This is a genomic window from Neobacillus sp. OS1-32 (genome assembly GCF_030915425.1).
GTDB classification, from domain to species: domain Bacteria; phylum Bacillota; class Bacilli; order Bacillales; family Cytobacillaceae; genus Neobacillus; species Neobacillus paridis.
The window spans coordinates 48141-62699 of record NZ_CP133263.1; the positions used below are offsets into that span (position 1 = coordinate 48141).

At 41.6% G+C, this 14559-nt stretch carries 14 protein-coding genes, 1 pseudogene and 1 other annotated feature (1 of these 16 cut by a window edge); of the genes and pseudogenes, 10 read left to right on the forward strand and 5 right to left on the reverse strand.

Annotated elements, in window-relative coordinates:
- Positions 1–111: a binding site (T-box leader), on the forward strand (it extends 110 nt beyond the left edge of the window).
- Positions 112–133: 22 nt separating this feature from the next.
- On the reverse strand, positions 134–265 hold the full coding sequence (locus RCG24_RS00325) for a hypothetical protein (protein ID WP_308078023.1): 132 nt from the start codon (positions 263–265) through the stop codon (positions 134–136).
- Between RCG24_RS00325 and leuS the strand changes: the two are divergent.
- Both leuS and RCG24_RS00335 read left to right on the forward strand, forming a co-directional pair.
- Positions 251–2669 (forward strand): annotated as a pseudogene (gene leuS, locus RCG24_RS00330) (leucine--tRNA ligase). The gene RCG24_RS00325 and the pseudogene leuS sit on opposite strands and share 15 nt — an antisense overlap.
- A 108-nt stretch (positions 2670–2777) precedes the next feature.
- On the forward strand, positions 2778–2963 hold the full coding sequence (locus tag RCG24_RS00335) for a sporulation protein Cse60 (protein WP_308078024.1): 186 nt from the start codon (positions 2778–2780) through the stop codon (positions 2961–2963).
- A gap of 8 nt (positions 2964–2971) precedes the next feature.
- On the opposite strand, the gene RCG24_RS00340 is transcribed toward RCG24_RS00335, so the two are convergent.
- Positions 2972–4237 (reverse strand): BaiN/RdsA family NAD(P)/FAD-dependent oxidoreductase, encoded by a 1266-nt coding sequence (locus RCG24_RS00340; protein WP_308079080.1) that lies wholly within the window; start codon positions 4235–4237, stop codon positions 2972–2974.
- A gap of 195 nt (positions 4238–4432) precedes the next feature.
- Between RCG24_RS00340 and RCG24_RS00345 the strand changes: the two genes are divergently transcribed.
- From RCG24_RS00345 to speD, 3 genes are all read left to right on the forward strand, one after another.
- Positions 4433–6064, forward strand: coding sequence for a putative polysaccharide biosynthesis protein (locus RCG24_RS00345; protein WP_308078025.1), 1632 nt, complete (start codon positions 4433–4435; stop codon positions 6062–6064).
- Entirely contained in the window at positions 6054–6773 is a 720-nt protein-coding gene (locus RCG24_RS00350; RefSeq protein ID WP_235887939.1) for a pseudouridine synthase, read from the forward strand. The genes RCG24_RS00345 and RCG24_RS00350 overlap by 11 nt, the downstream gene beginning before the upstream one ends.
- A 135-nt stretch (positions 6774–6908) precedes the next feature.
- Positions 6909–7715, forward strand: coding sequence for an adenosylmethionine decarboxylase (gene speD / locus RCG24_RS00355; RefSeq protein WP_202653182.1), 807 nt, complete (start codon positions 6909–6911; stop codon positions 7713–7715).
- Positions 7716–7748: 33 nt separating this feature from the next.
- Here speD and RCG24_RS00360 read toward each other — a convergent pair whose 3' ends face one another.
- Entirely contained in the window at positions 7749–8459 is a 711-nt protein-coding gene (locus tag RCG24_RS00360) for an AAA family ATPase (RefSeq protein ID WP_235887940.1), read from the reverse strand.
- 201 nt (positions 8460–8660) lie between these two features.
- Here RCG24_RS00360 and RCG24_RS00365 point away from each other — a divergent pair, with 201 nt between their 5' ends.
- Positions 8661–9089 (forward strand): DUF2935 domain-containing protein, encoded by a 429-nt coding sequence (locus tag RCG24_RS00365; RefSeq protein ID WP_202653184.1) that lies wholly within the window; start codon positions 8661–8663, stop codon positions 9087–9089.
- 171 nt (positions 9090–9260) lie between these two features.
- Here the strand turns inward: RCG24_RS00365 and RCG24_RS00370 are convergent, their stop codons facing one another.
- Both RCG24_RS00370 and RCG24_RS00375 read right to left on the reverse strand, forming a co-directional pair.
- A complete protein-coding gene (locus tag RCG24_RS00370) occupies positions 9261–10601 on the reverse strand; it encodes an amino acid permease (protein ID WP_202653185.1) in 1341 nt (446 codons plus the stop codon).
- Between the two features lie 171 nt (positions 10602–10772).
- On the reverse strand, positions 10773–10994 hold the full coding sequence (locus RCG24_RS00375; RefSeq protein WP_202653186.1) for a DeoR family transcriptional regulator: 222 nt from the start codon (positions 10992–10994) through the stop codon (positions 10773–10775).
- Positions 10995–11551: 557 nt separating this feature from the next.
- Here RCG24_RS00375 and thpR point away from each other — a divergent pair.
- Genes thpR through RCG24_RS00395 form a run of 4 tightly spaced genes read left to right on the forward strand, consistent with a single transcriptional unit; the run spans position 11552 to position 14559 of the window.
- Complete coding sequence (gene thpR / locus RCG24_RS00380) at positions 11552–12118, forward strand: RNA 2',3'-cyclic phosphodiesterase (RefSeq protein ID WP_202653187.1); 567 nt, start codon at positions 11552–11554, stop codon at positions 12116–12118.
- 20 nt (positions 12119–12138) lie between these two features.
- On the forward strand, positions 12139–13122 hold the full coding sequence (locus RCG24_RS00385) for a diacylglycerol/lipid kinase family protein (RefSeq protein ID WP_308078026.1): 984 nt from the start codon (positions 12139–12141) through the stop codon (positions 13120–13122).
- Positions 13109–13783 (forward strand): hypothetical protein, encoded by a 675-nt coding sequence (locus RCG24_RS00390; RefSeq protein WP_308078027.1) that lies wholly within the window; start codon positions 13109–13111, stop codon positions 13781–13783. Before RCG24_RS00385 ends, RCG24_RS00390 begins: the two co-directional genes overlap by 14 nt.
- Positions 13753–14559 (forward strand): alpha-amylase family glycosyl hydrolase, encoded by an 807-nt coding sequence (locus tag RCG24_RS00395; RefSeq protein WP_308078028.1) that lies wholly within the window; start codon positions 13753–13755, stop codon positions 14557–14559. The genes RCG24_RS00390 and RCG24_RS00395 overlap by 31 nt, the downstream gene beginning before the upstream one ends.

The following is a 14559-nucleotide window of genomic DNA, read 5'->3' on the forward strand; positions in this document are numbered from 1 at the left end:
GAAGTGACAGTAATGTCTGCCGTTTTCCGCGTTAAGGATAATGAAGCGAGTGCATTAGCACTAATGTGGGTGGTACCGCGGGAAGATACATATAATCCTCTCGTCCCTGTGTGGGGATGGGGGTTTTTTTATTTTATTTGGCGGCAGCGCCTGCCACTAAGGAGATCTCCTGAGAATCATCATCGCAGGAACTAGCTGTGCTTGTTCCGAAGGCACTTCCGCTTTTATTTTTCAATAGGAGGAAATCATAATGAGTTTCGATCATCGAAAAATCGAAAAAAAATGGCAAAAAAGATGGGAAGAAGAAAAAACTTTTAAAACAAGCGAAGAGTATGATAAACGAAAATTCTACGCCTTAGATATGTTCCCATATCCATCAGGAGCCGGACTCCATGTCGGACACCCTGAGGGCTACACCGCAACAGATATACTTTCGCGGATGAAACGGATGCAGGGCTACAACGTGCTGCACCCGATGGGCTGGGATGCCTTCGGTCTACCTGCAGAGCAGTATGCATTGGATACTGGGAATGATCCGGCAGAATTTACAGCAAAAAATATTGATACCTTCCGCAGGCAAATTAAAGCGCTCGGTTTCTCTTATGATTGGGATCGTGAAGTCAACACAACCGATCCGGACTATTACAAATGGACACAATGGATTTTCTTAAAGCTGTGGGAAAAAGGCCTTGCCTATGTGGATGAAGTTCCGGTTAACTGGTGTCCGGCACTGGGGACTGTATTAGCTAACGAAGAAGTGATTGATGGTAAAAGCGAACGCGGCGGCCATCCGGTAGAACGCCGGCCAATGAGGCAGTGGATGTTGAAGATTACCGCTTATGCCGACCGTTTGCTTGAGGATCTGGAAGAGCTCGATTGGCCCGAGTCTTTAAAAGAAATGCAGCGCAACTGGATTGGCCGTTCTGAAGGGGCCGAGGTCAACTTCCAAATTGAAGGACATGACGGAATATTCACTGTATTTACGACTCGTCCTGATACACTTTTTGGGGCAACCTATGCGGTCCTTGCACCTGAGCATAAGCTTGTCGAAAAAATTACCACGGCAGAACAGCGCCCGGCAGTTGAGGCCTATCTTGAAAAAATCAAATCCAAGAGTGATCTTGAACGTACCGACCTTGCCAAAGAAAAAACCGGCGTCTTTACCGGTGCCTATGCAATAAATCCGGCCAATGGCGAAAAAATGCCAATCTGGATTGCCGACTATGTACTGGCAAGTTACGGTACCGGGGCAATTATGGCAGTACCGGCCCATGATGAGCGCGACTATGAGTTTGCCAGGAAATTTGACCTGCCAATTAAGGAAGTTGTTGCTGGCGGCGATATTACAAAAGAGGCTTATACCGGCGACGGTGAACATATAAACTCCGACTTCTTAAACGGTTTGAATAAAGCTGATGCGATTTCGAACATGATCGCCTGGCTTGAAGATAAAGGCATTGGGACGAAGAAAGTGACATACCGCCTGCGCGATTGGCTGTTCAGCCGGCAGCGTTACTGGGGTGAACCGATTCCAATTATTCATTGGGAGGACGGTACCACCACAGCAGTTCCGGAGGATCAGCTTCCATTGACACTGCCGAACACAAAGGATATTAAACCATCCGGCACCGGTGAGTCACCACTTGCGAACATCGAAGAATGGGTCAATGTTGTCGATCCGGTAACAGGGAAAAAAGGCCGCCGCGAAACCAATACAATGCCGCAATGGGCTGGCAGCTGCTGGTACTATTTACGTTATATTGATCCGAAAAATGATCAGGAACTGGCCTCACCAGAAAAATTAAAGCACTGGCTGCCTATTGATATTTATATTGGCGGTGCTGAACATGCCGTACTGCACTTACTATATGCCCGTTTTTGGCATAAATTCTTATATGATCTTGGCGTGGTACCAACAAAAGAGCCATTCCAAAAACTATTTAACCAAGGAATGATTTTAGGCGAAGGCAATGAAAGAGATGAGTAAGTCAAAGGGAAATGTTGTTAATCCAGATGACATCATTGAAAGTCATGGTGCTGATACCCTGCGCTTATATGAAATGTTCATGGGACCATTGGATGCCTCGATTGCCTGGTCGACCAACGGGTTGGACGGTTCCCGCCGTTTCTTGGATCGGATCTGGCGTTTGCTGGTTGAAGAAGATGGCACGTTAAATCCAAAGATTCAGCCGACTGAAGAAGCTTCAAGCATGGAAAAAGTATATCATCAGACAGTGAAGAAAGTTACTGAGGATTATGAAGGCCTAAGATTTAACACGGCTATTTCGCAAATGATGGTATTCGTAAATGAAGCGTATAAAGCTGATGTTCTGCCAAAGCAATACATCGAAGGCTTTGTTAAATTACTTTCGCCGGTGGTACCGCATCTTGCCGAGGAGCTTTGGGAAAAGCTTGGACATCATGATACGATTTCCTATGAAGCTTGGCCTGCCTATGATGAAGCCAAGCTGGTGGATAACGAAGTGGAAATTGTTATTCAAATCAATGGTAAAGTAAAAGCCAAGCTGGTAGTGCCAAAAGATGCCAGCAAAGAGACGTTAGAGGGAATCGCCATGGGTGATGACCGCGTGCAAGCACAAATTGACGGCAAAACAATTCGCAAAGTCATTACCGTACCTGGCAAGCTCGTGAATATTGTGGCAAATTAAAATGATGACATCCTCCATCCATGTATGGGGGATGTTTTTTTGAAACCTTCTATTTTAATTTTCTGAAAAATAGTCAATAATGAGAGACAAAAAGAAAGGAAGAGTTCGATGATCCAAGTGAAGCTGTTTGACCGGGAGCATGAAAAGGATTTAGAAAAAGAAATGAATCATTTTTTAAAAAGATTGGATGAGAAGAGCTTGCTGGATATTAAATATAATGTCGCGGCATTTCCAGAGGATGATGAGGAGGAACAAATTTACTGTTTTTCGGCAATGATTATTTATAAGGCCTGACCAATGAGTCAGGCCCTTGCTGATAATGCGGCATTCACCCCTGCCAATCTCCCAGTAACCAGCGCGGAGGTAATGTTATATCCTCCTGTATAACCGTGAATATCGAGGATTTCGCCGCAAAAATATAACCCGTTCATCCGTTTTGAACCCATCGTTTTTGGGTCGATTTCTTTCACAGACACCCCGCCGCCGGTAACAAAGGCTTTTTCCAACGGCAATGTCCCATTGACCTTAAATTGAAACTGCTTGCAGCTTTTGGCAAAACTGCGGATCTTTTCGTTCGTAAGAGAGCCTGCCTGCGCTGCGGGATCGATCTCATTGGTTTCCAACAGAAAAAGCAGGTAGCGCTCCGGCAGCCGCCCTTTTAAGGTATTTTTGATGCTCTTTTTCGGCTCTTCTTTTATAATTTTGATCATTTCCTGAAATAATTCTTCTTCATTTCGATCCGGCATCACATCGAGGCTCATCGTAACCTCTGTAAGATGCCATTTTTTCATGGCTTTCACGACGAACTGACTGCATCTTAACACAGCGGGGCCGCTGATGCCGAAATGGGTAAAAATCATATCCATCCGGTGGCTGATAAGAGGCTTTCCTTTTGGGTTTAACACGCTTAATTCAATGTCTCTTAATGATATTCCTTGCAGAATTTTTTGCTTAATAAACGGTTCACTGGAAGTGACAGGCACCTCCGTTGGAAATAATTCAGTAATTGTGTGTCCGGCTTTCTCCGCCCAGGCATAACCGTCGCCGGTTGAACCCGTTTGCGGAACCGATTTGCCGCCAACAGCAATGACAATGGATTTTGCCCAGATTTTTTGCCCGTCTTTTAATTGGACTGCTGATACCCTGCCATCCTCGTAGAGTACATCGGCAACCGGGCTGTTTTTAAAAACTTTAACCTGTAGTTTTTCTAATTGCTGCAACAAGGCATCAACCACCGACTGTGCCTTATTGGAAACTGGAAACATCCGGCCGTGGTCCTCTTCCTTAAGAGCAATTCCCAGATTCTCGAAAAACTGAATAATATCTTCATTATTAAAAATCGAAAAAGCGCTGTATAAAAACTTGCCGTTTCCCGGGATATGTTTAATAATTTCCTCTACTGGCCTCCGGTTTGTTACGTTGCAGCGGCCGCCACCGGATATCGCCAGCTTCCGGCCAAGCTTGTCCCCTTTATCAATGAGCAGCACCTTGGCCCCTTTTTCGCCAGCAGCAATGGCTGCCATTAAACCTGATGGACCGCCGCCAATCACAATTACATCCAATTGCATTTTTTCACCAACTTTAACTAGATTCACTTCATTATGCAACAATTATAGTAAAATTAAACGAACCTCCCATTATTTTTCACAAAAATAACTTGATTGTAAGTGGCATCGGGAGAAAAGAAGTTGTAAACTACTAATAGTGTGCAAAAAGTCAAGTTTCTTATTGCGCATGTATTTCTTCAGTCAGGAAGGGATTCTATGCAGTCGAAGCTTTTAAGAGGTACCTTTATCTTAACACTGGGAACGATACTTTCGAAAGTTCTTGGGTTAATTTATGTTATTCCATTCTTTCAAATTGTCGGTCGCGAAGGAACCGTTCTATATCAATATTCCTACGTTCCGTATACAGTTTTTATCAGTATTGCAACAGCTGGTGTACCGCTTGCTGTTTCGAAATTTATTTCAAAATATAATGCCCTCGAGGAATATGCAGTTGGCAGAAAGCTGTTTAAATCCGGGATTGTGGTTATGCTGACAACTGGATTTTTGGCCTTTTTAGTGATGTATCTCGCTGCGCCCACCCTTGCCGAGATGAGTACGGGCGGAGACGCCAATTTAAAAAATGTTACCACCGTCATGCGGGCTGTCAGCTTTGCTTTAATTGTTGTGCCGTTTATGAGTTTAATCAGAGGCTACTTTCAAGGTCATCAATCCATGGGGCCATCAGCTCTTTCACAAGTAGTAGAACAGATTGTCAGAATTGCTTTTGTTCTGCTGGGTGCCTTCGTAGTCATGAAGTTTTTAAATGGAAAAATTGTTACGGCTGTCAGCGTAGCGACGTTTGCCGCATTTATTGGGGCAATCGGCGGACTTGCTGTATTATTTTGGTATTGGTATAAAAGGAAACCATATTTAGACGAATTGCTTGAACATGATAAGGGTACGATTAATATATCACTCAAAGAAATCTATAAAGAAATTATTTTGTATTCCTTTCCCTTTGTTCTAGTCGGAATCGCCAATCCGTTATTTCAGGCAATTGATCAATTTACCTTTAGTAAGGCATTAGTTCAAATTGGTTTTACCGAGCAAGTGGCCGATTCCTTTTTTTCAATGTTAAACTTTGAATCACATAAAATTGTTATCATTCCTGTTTCCCTGGCAACTGCTTTCTCCTTAACGCTGGTTCCAAGCATCACCAAAGCGTTTGTAGAGGGTGACAAAAAAAGTATGGTTCATCAATTAAATCAGTCGTTTCAGGTTTTATTATTTTTAACATTACCGGCAGCGATTGGGTTATCATTATTAGCTGAGCCGGTTTACACCGTTTTTTACCAACATGATGTTATGGGAACGGAAGTATTGAGGGCATACGCGCCGGTAGCGATTCTCTTTTCTTTATATTCCGTTACAGCTGCTATTTTACAGGGAATTAATGAACAGCGCTTTACGGTTCTTAGCCTGCTTGTCGGCTTATTGATCAAATTGTCATTGAATATTCCTCTTATTAAGATGATGGAAACAAGAGGTGCCGTTTTAGCCACGACATTAGGATACACGGCAGCAATTATAATCAATCTGATTGTTATTAAAACCTTTGCCCGTTATCCATTCCGGATTGTCTGGCGCAGAAGTTTGCTGATCGGGATATTTGCCGGTTTAATGTGGGCTGTAACAGAAGGGGTTTACCGGGTACTATTGCTATTCCTTTCACCCGAGTCAAAAATTCAATCGGTCATTATTATTCTCTTATGTGCTGCAATTGGTGCGGCGGTTTATTTCTATCTTGGGGTTAAGTCAGGTCTCATTAGCCGCTTATTCGGCTCAAGATTTGACCGCCTGATGACAAAAATAAAATTGCCGGGAAGGAGAAGAACGGTTGAGAATTGATAAAATGCTGGCGAATCTGGGTTATGGCAGCCGTAAGGAAGTCAAACAACTGTTGAAAAGCGGTGCTGTAATGATTGATGATATCGTGGTTAAGGATGCCAAACAGCAAGTGGATCCAACTATCCAAACGGTAACCTTAAATGGTGAAGTGATTGAGTATAAGGAATATATATATTTGCTGATGAATAAGCCGCCTGGTGTTTTATCTGCGACAGAGGATAACGTCGATGAGACGGTGATTGATTTACTGGAAATAGAGGACCAAGTCTATGAACCGTTCCCGGTCGGCCGGCTCGACAAAGATACCGAGGGTTTGCTGTTGATTACTAATGATGGGCAATTGGCGCACAGGTTGTTATCGCCAAAAAAGCACGTTCCCAAGACTTATTTTGCGGTCATTGATCGTGAAGTAACGGACGAGGATGTTAGGGCTTTTGCCGAAGGTGTTGTACTCGACGATGGTTATAAAACTAAGCCCGGCAAGCTGAAAATTCTAAAATCCGGGACTCATTCCGATGTTGAACTAACGATTACTGAAGGAAAATTCCACCAGGTAAAAAGGATGTTTGAAGCCGTAGGCAAGAGGGTTATATACCTGCAGCGGATTTCCATGGGCCCCTTAGTACTGGATGAAACACTTGAACCTGGTGAATACCGCGAACTAACGGACGAAGAAATTGAGTTATTAAAAAATGATCAAGTGAAGTGAAAAAGCAGCTATAGTGTTAGCTGCTTTTTCTTTAATTTCCTCAACAATAGGTAAAATATGATTTTCTGTCGTCACAATATTTTTCCTAAACTTTGGGTATCTTACAATCAAAAGAAGACATGGGGGGAAGTGTTGATGAAATTAACACATGAGAAGGCGATCGAATTACATGGCTTTAATAATCTGACGAAATCATTAAGTTTTAATATGTATGATATTTGTTTTACGAGGACGCGGGAAGAGCGGGAAGCCTATTTAAATTATATTGATGAGCAATACAGTGCAGAGCGGTTGACAAGAATTCTACAGGATGTCGCCGATATTATTGGGGCACATGTATTGAATATTGCCAGTCAGGACTTTGAACCGACCGGGGCCAGCGTGACCTTTTTAATATCGGAGGCACCCGTTCACAATCCGCCTTTGGAAATATTCGAAGAATCACCGGGACCGTTAATGGAATCGGTGGTTTTGCAGCTTGATAAGAGTCATATTACCGTTCATACATATCCGGAATACCACCCTGATGAGGGGATCAGTACGTTCCGCGCTGATATCGATGTTTCAACATGCGGTGAAATCTCACCTTTGAAGGCGCTGCACCATTTAATCCGTTCGTTTGAGACGGATGTGATGACCATCGATTACCGAGTCCGCGGATTTACTAGGGATAAAGATGGATATAAATTATTTATTGATCATGAAATTAGCTCCATTCAGAACTATATTCCCGACGATTTGATCGATATGTTTGATATGATTGATGTCAACGTTTATCAGGAAAATATATTTCACACGAAATGTAAACTGCGGAATTTTGATTTAAATAACTATTTATTTGGGTATACAAAAGATAAATTGTCCCCAGAAGAAGCTGCTGAAATTACAGAACGAATTCATTTTGAAATGGATGAAATTTTTTATGGGAAAAATATTATTTGAAAAAGAGCCTGATTGCCGGGCTCTTTTCATATATTATCCTTCGAATAAATGATGCAGCATCCGATTTTTATCATCGAAAAATTGCTTCATCAGTCGATAATGGTTTGTCTCTTCCAGTTTGCTTTCTGAAATTCCTGACTCAGTAAACTCAAAAATTTTTGCATCTGGGTAGGCCATAATGATGGGTGAATGGGTTGCGATAATCAATTGGGAATTTTCCTGTACTAAATCATGAATTCGTGTCAGCATCGACATTTGTCTGAGAGGTGACAAGGCAGCCTCCGGTTCATCCAAAATATAGATACCATTTCCACGGAATCGATGAAGAAACGTGGCGAAGAATGCTTCACCATGGGATTGCTCATGGAGTGAAACCCCGCCAAATGAATCAATCACCTTAGTTCCGAATCCTTCCCGGTCCATTTCTTCAATATTGGAAGCAACATTATAAAAGCTTTCCGCCCTTAGAAAAAATCCATCAGTTGGTTTATCGATGCCTTTTATTAATTTGAGGTAATCAGCAAGCGGGGAATGAGAATCATAGGTGGAAAAATTAAAGTTCAACGATCCGCCCTCAGGATTAAATCCTAATGCAACGGCAATTGCTTCGATTAATGTAGATTTCCCCATGCCGTTTTCACCAACAAAAAAGGTAACCTTAGGATGTAATACGAGTTCATCCAAAGTTTCTACACTGGGGAGATGAAAAGGATATTGTTTGAATGACGGAATATCAGCTTTCATTAATTGGATACTTCTTAAAAATTGGCTATTCCAATACATATATTGACCTCGGTTTGCTTTTTACCTTCATTGTATCAACCTGTTGGAATTTGTATCAATTAGGATGACAAAAATTCTGCACATTCGGAAAAGGGAGGCTGCATGAAATTAGGTATATTATAACAGCTTATCCCATACATTTGAAATAGGAGGGGAACTTGTATGCAATTTTACTATGGTCAGCAAATGCCATTAAGAATACTGGATGAAGCAGAATTTTGGAAACATCAAGAGGAGGAGCATACGGTTGTAATTCGCGAGTTGGTTTCCGAACTGGAACCTGAATTTGTCGATGCTTTGAAAAAATGGGAACAGGCCCTTGCTGAAACAAACCAGCAGGTAGTCCGTTTTATTGAATCGGTGGTCCGCTCTGGTTATCAAATATCAGACCAGTTGCACCAACAAGTGATGCAGCTGGTGGCCTATTGCCTGCAGCAAAGTGAATCGTTTATTGCCCTATGCCAACAAATCAAAACACACAGTGCTGCGGTAAGCAGCAATCATACAGCAAAAGTAGTACTTGTGCACATCATCCGTGAATCCGAGTATTTTATCGGTATTGCTCAGGCACTGTTATCAAGTGGACAGTAATAAACTTTAAAGTGATATTCCTTATTGGGATATCACTTTTTGAATCATGTTGACGCGACGGGTAAATTATCAAAACAGACGGGTAAAATCAGAAAAATGACGGGTAAATGATAAATCCCGTCTTAAAGCAGTACCAATAAAATAAAAAGCCAGCAAGTAATTCGCCGGCTTTTACACTAGTACGATTGTTTTTCTAGTAATATATGAAAAAAGGATTAACACTCCGATGGTTATAAGACTAACGGATGTTCCAATAATATTATTGCGATTAAATATAAATCCGATGAAGATCACGCCCAAGGCGATTAAAGCAAAGACGGTCGAATATGGGAACCATTTTACTTTAAAAGACGGCTGATTGAGGTATTGCGGCCGTAGTTTTAACTGTGCGGCACAAATACTCATCCATATTAGCATGACGGTGAAACCAGGGATTGTCATTAAATAGCTGATGACTTCATCAGGGGTCAGGTATGCCAGGAAGACGCCAAACATGATAAACAAACTCGTCATCATCAGCCCAATAATCGGAATTCCTTTACGAGATAATACCGCTAATCTGGCAGGCGCCACACCACTTTGTGCCATCGAAAATAACGTCCTGGAAGTTGCATATATACCGGAGTTAGCCGCCGAAAGCACCGCGGTCAAGAGCACAAAATTCATAATATGGGCTGCACCAGGCAGACCGGTAACACTAAATACTTGGACAAACGGGCTGTCGGCGCCAGTAACCTTATTCCACGGCATTATCCCACAAATGATGAGGATTGGCATTATATAGAAAATAATAATCCGCCAAACCGTACTCTTGATAATTCTTGGTAATACCCTTTCTGCATCCTTCGTTTCGGTCACGGCAACACCGATCAACTCGGCCCCGCCATAAGAAAACATAACGACCAAAAAGGCGCTGAACGTGCCCCCAAGGCCATGAGGGAAAAAGCCGCCATGCCCGGTATAATTTGACAATGGATTGTGAATCCCACTGGGAATAACGCCTAACAGTAATAAAAATCCTAAAATGATAAAGGCCGTTAGAGCAAGAATTTTCACCCCGGCAAACCAAAATTCAAGTTCTCCATAGTATTTTACTTGAAACAAATTAATTCCAATGATCACCACAGCGCAGATCAGACTTAGCAGCCATAAGGGGGATTGAGGAAACCAAAATTGCAGGAAGCTTCCTGCAGCTAATAATTCTACTGCCGTCACGATAATCCAGTTGATCCAATAAAGCCAACCCACGAGGAAAGATACTTGGGAACCAAAAGCCTTGTTGATTAAATGCTGCACATTATGATTGGGATAAGCCAAAGCCAATTCACCTAGCGCCGCCATAATAATGAACAGAATAACTCCACCAATTAAATAGGCAAAAACAACGCTTGGGCCGGCAGTATGGAGCGTATCCGCACTCCCTTTAAATATCCCTGTACCAATCATCCCGGCTAATGCAATAAATTGAACGTGGCGCGGTAATAATCCTTTGTTTAGTTGCTGTTTTTTCATAGTGCACCCGCTTCTCTCTCGCTTAAACGCTTTTAAGTGATAAAGCATTTTTTTATATTAATATATCATTTTTGTGAAAATTGTCAATAACAGCTAGTTGTTTCATAGAGATTGTAGGAAAACACAATAAAACAACACGCGGCAATCCGCGTGCTGTTTTAACGATTTCATTTATGAAGACATTTTAACTTTCTTATGTGTGGTCGTCCATTTTCCACGGCTTGGACTCATGACCAAATCATTATAGGCTAAGACATTTAAATCTCGTTGTACGGTTCGAGGAGTGATACCAAATTCCTCTACAAGTTCCTGTGTTGTAACTGTGCCATTCTTACGGATAAACATGTAGATACATTTGATGCGGTTTAACATCCGGTTAGTTGAAGGTTTCAAAGAACCACTCCCTATCCTTTTTTCAAACCTTTGGCTAATCCCTCTATCGACAGTCTGGTTGAAAATTGCTTTTCAAAATATGTAATTTTCTTTTCCGCGCAGACATCTCCTTTTTATGGAAGGTCCTCTGTCAATATTTCAATGTCTTATCCTTAGTCTTATTGTACCCATAATTTCAAAAAATTTCTACTACAATAGTATAGTTTTAAGAATTTTCCTCCATTATTTTGAAAAGCAGAGTGTTTTCCCTCCTTTTTTTAATTCTTACTATAGGGTATGGTGTAAACTATGGGACTTATGATAAATTAATTGAATTTTCTAATAAAATTTTTAGTGAAATATTTCGTTTTTTAGAAACTAGCTTAGTTGTAAGGACAAAAATTCAAGCGAGGGTTTTCACCAATGACAAGCATCATGTAAACCGGAAATTGAAAATCGATGTGGAAAATTGTAATCTTTACTATAAGTTACGTGGAAATAATCTGCGTCTTTTTATAAAGTGTCTCTTCATAGTTAGGCAAAAATAGAATAAAATTGTGAAAAGGAATGAAAACAATATGCAGCAAACCCATTATTTTTTTGCCGTTAGGATCCCGGAAGATACGAAGGTACTTATGAAGGATATAATGGAGAAATTGCAACAAAGTTTTCCTTTTGACCGCTGGGTCCATCATCAGGATCTTCATATTACATTAGCATTTCTCGGGGCGGCGGAGGCTGAGAAACTGACGGCAGCAGAAAGCTTCGTGAGAGAGGGATTAGAAACGGAAAAATCTTTTCGATTACAAATAAACGGACTCGGAGTCTTTGGAAGGGAGGATTCCCCAAGAGTATTTTGGGCAGATACGGTCGATAGCAGTGAACTGCGAATCGTAAGGAATAAGGTATATACAGCTTGCGGGAAAGCAGGCTTTCAATTAGAAACGAGGCCATTTCGACCGCATATTACTTTAGCAAGAAAATGGAGCTCCGAAACCACTTTTCAAAAAAAGAGGCTTGAAGTTTGGCAGGAATTGCAATCTGAACCACTCTCCTTTCAGGCGAAGGATGTTGTGTTATATCAAACGTATCTCAATCAAACTCCTAAATATAAAGCGATAACTATTTTTCCACTACAATCATAGAGATAAAAGGGTTGGTTTTTATGAGAAGCATCTACTTTATTGTTAATCCGAATGCCGGAAACGGACGCTGCCGTAAAATATGGGATAGAATAGAAACCTTGTTGATCGATGAACAAGTTTCTTTTTTGGCATTTTATACGGAATATCCGGGTCATGCAAAAAAACTTGCCGGACAAATTGCGGCTAAACATGATGGGGAAACCATCATTGTAACGGTTGGCGGCGACGGAACTTTGCATGAAGTCATGAATGGCGTCACCAGGAATAAAAATGTCATCCTTGGGTTTATTCCAGGCGGGTCCGGGAATGATTTTTCCAGAGGCTTCAAGATTCCGTCCAACCCTGTGAAAGCTCTGCAGGTACTGCTTCGTTTAATAAAAAGTGATCCTGTTCAAATAGATAACGGAAAAATGACATTGGCGGACGGGGCGGAGGAGTTTTTCATTAACAATATGGGTGCCGGATTTGATGCACTCATTGCCTATCAGGTCAATCATTCACCAATCAAGGCTATCCTTAATAAGCTGTCATTGGGCCGTTTAGTTTATGTTTATTTTCTGCTGAAAGAATTATTCACTTTTAAACCGACAACCATTGATATTGCGATTGATGGGAAAAAGTATTACTTTAAACAGTCATGGTTTGTCACCGTTTCAAATCAGCCATATTATGGCGGGGGGATGAAAATTGCCCCCGCAGCTATTCCCGATGACGGTTTACTGGATATTACCGTTGTTCATGAATTATCCAGATGGAAGCTGTTGCTGGTATTTATAAGCGTCTTTTGGGGCAAGCATATATTTTTTCAAGAAGTGAAGACCTTTAAAGGCAGAATGATATCGATTCAATCGGCGGAGAAACTGTTTGTCCATGGGGATGGGGAGCATGTTGGCTACACTCCTTTAAAAATCGAAATCCAGGTCAAGTCGATGCAGGTATTGACAAGAATGCAGCATGCCCCAGAAGTTAATCTAGAAGCGAGGGATTCAAATGACTTCCAATAATAGGAATTTTCTTGCTTATTTGGACGAGATGGACTTGATTACCATTCTTCTTCCCCTTTCCTATCACCAGGGGTTATCTTCCTCTTTTTCTTTAACTGATGGACTAGGAGAGAGTCGATTGCAAACAATTAAAAAATATTTCATCGAAGGCTATTATAAATATATCTGCCGATTTTCGGAAGAATATGACTTTGGGAAACAGTATTGGATTATCGACGAACATAGCGGCAAAACCGATTTACAAATCGGTGCTGTCATTAGAACGGAAGCCTTTGACCAAAAATTTTATTATGAGGGGCATGATTTAGGAGTAACCTATCAGAAAGATCAGTGCCTTTTTAAACTTTGGGCGCCGACTGCTGTTCAGGTTAAATTGAAATTAAGCCCACCTTCCAGTCCCGATTCGGAAATAGTAAAGCTGAAACGAGGGGATAAGGGGATTTGGTCGGTAATCGTTTCCCGTGATTTGGAATATTACCAATATAGTTATCTTGTACAGGTTAATCAGGAATGGCGCGAGGCCGTTGACCCGTACGTCAAGGCTGTCAGTGCAAATGGTGAAGCCGGTGTTATTGTCAATCTGAAGAAGACCGATCGGCCGAAGATCACTCTCCCCCCATTGAAAGTCCGGTGGATGCCATTATTTACGAAACACATATAAGAGATTTCACGATTCACCCGAATAGCGGGGTTAAGCATAAAGGATTATATCTTGGGGCCGGGGAATTAAATACCAAAGGTAAGGACGCCGAACCTACCGGTTTATCCTACGTAAAAGCTTTAGGTGTTACCCATATAGAATTCCTTCCGTTTCATGATTTTGCCGGTGTTGATGAATTAAAGCCGAAGGAATCATATAATTGGGGCTATAATCCCCTGCATTTCAATACTCCGGAAGGCAGCTACTCCACAGATCCCACTGATCCCTATTCCAGAATTATCGAATTAAAGCAATTAATTGACCAGGTTCATCGAGCTGGACTTCGGGTTATGATGGATGTGGTCTATAACCACGTTTATATCCGTGAACAATCCTCATTTGAAAAAATCATTCCTGGTTATTACTTTCGTCATAATGACATGGGAATGCCATCAAATGGCACCGGTGTCGGGAATGATATCGCATCCGAACGGCGGATGGTACGAAAATTTATCGTTGATTCCGTTCGCTACTGGCTAGAGGAATATCATATTGATGGTTTTCGTTTCGATTTAATGGGGATTTTGGATATTGAGACAATGAATGAAGTGAAAACTGTCTGTGATTCAATCAGTAAGGGTGAGGAAGTCCTCATCATTGGTGAGGGCTGGAGTCTTAATACCCCGCTGCCGTGTAACCAAAAAGCGAATCTGGCAAATCAGGATAAATTGCCGCGGATTGCCCAGTTTAATGATCAATTTCGCGATGTTATAAAAGGCAGTACGTTTCATTCTTGA